We start from the raw sequence: 1,240 nt of genomic DNA on the forward strand, positions 1-1,240 counted from the left end.
GCGGCGGATTCAACCGGTCAGCGCAACACCTCTGTTCCAATACGGAAATGGAGAGTGGAGCACGATGGGACGACAAAGAAGACCGTGGTTGAACACCGCGCAGAAGGCCGAGATCTGGAAGCTATGGCGCGAAGGCGAGTCGCTGAGCGCAATTGCGCGGATGCTTGAGCGCCAGCCGAGTGGCGTTTATCACGTCGTGAACAGGAACGGCGGGATTTCCCCGCCTGCCCGCACGAGATCTGCGCGAGCGCTGACGCTGGCCGAACGCGAAGAGATATCGCGTGCCCTTGTCGCAGGCAGAACGATGGGTCAGATTGCACTGCAACTGGAGCGCTCGAAATCGACCGTCAGCCGGGAGATCGGGCGCAATGGCGGTATTCACAGGTATCGCGCGCACGAGGCCGATGCGAACGCCTGGGAGCGTGCGCGGCGGCCCAAGGTGTGTGCGCTGTCGGGCAATGCGCGCCTGCGCCGGCTGGTGGCGACCAGGCTCAAATTAAAATGGGCCCCTGTACAGATAGCGGGGTGGCTCAAGCGCGAGTTTCGGGTCAACAAGGACATGCAGATATCTCACGAGACGATCTACCGGAGCCTGTTCATCCAGGCACGCGGGGTCCTTAAAAAGGAACTCGTGGAACATCTTCGTACGAACCGTACGATGCGCCAGGCGAAGAGCGCCTCGGCAAGCGGACAGAACAGGGGCAAGATAATCGGGGCAGTGTCGATCAGCGAAAGACCGGCCGAGGTGGAAGACCGTGCGGTACCTGGTCACTGGGAAGGCGATCTGCTGGCAGGCTCGCACAACACCTACATTGCCACACTGGTGGAGCGGCACTCGCGTTATGTGATGCTGGTCAAGGTGGCAGGCAAGGACACGGCAAGTGTGGTGTCCGCGCTGATCAAACAGGTGAACAAACTGCCGAAACAACTGCGTGGGTCACTGACATGGGACCGCGGCTCAGAGATGGCGAGCCACAGGAACTTCACGATTGCTACGGACGTGCAAGTGTATTTCTGTGATCCGCGAAGCCCATGGCAACGAGGCAGCAACGAGAACACGAATGGCCTGCTGCGTCAGTACTTCCCCAAAGGCAAACCGGTGGACGGCTATTCGCAGGCAGACTTGAACAAGGTCGCCGCGCAACTGAACGGTCGACCCCGTCAGACCTTGCAATTTATGAACCCTGCCGAGAAACTGGCGGAAACGTTGGGTGTTGCGCTGACCGGTTGAATCCGCCGC

The 1,240-nt window shown here is 60.1% G+C and carries 1 protein-coding gene; it reads left to right on the forward strand.

The features are described 5' to 3' along the window. The first annotated feature begins 64 nt into the window (after positions 1–64). Positions 65–1,231 carry an IS30 family transposase gene (locus M0D68_RS36560; RefSeq protein WP_211709248.1) on the forward strand — a complete coding sequence of 389 codons (1,167 nt, stop codon included), beginning with the start codon at positions 65–67 and terminating at the stop codon, positions 1,229–1,231. Positions 1,232–1,240 lie beyond the last annotated feature (9 nt).

This window comes from Paraburkholderia sp. SEWSISQ10-3 4 (assembly GCF_030464785.1).
GTDB classification, from domain to species: Bacteria; Pseudomonadota; Gammaproteobacteria; order Burkholderiales; family Burkholderiaceae; genus Paraburkholderia; species Paraburkholderia aspalathi.

Bases quoted from the DNA above. Each gene is read 5' to 3' on its own strand.
- M0D68_RS36560 (WP_211709248.1), top strand. From the start codon at position 65: ATGGGACGACAAAGAAGACCGTGGTTGAACACCGCGCAGAAGGCCGAG.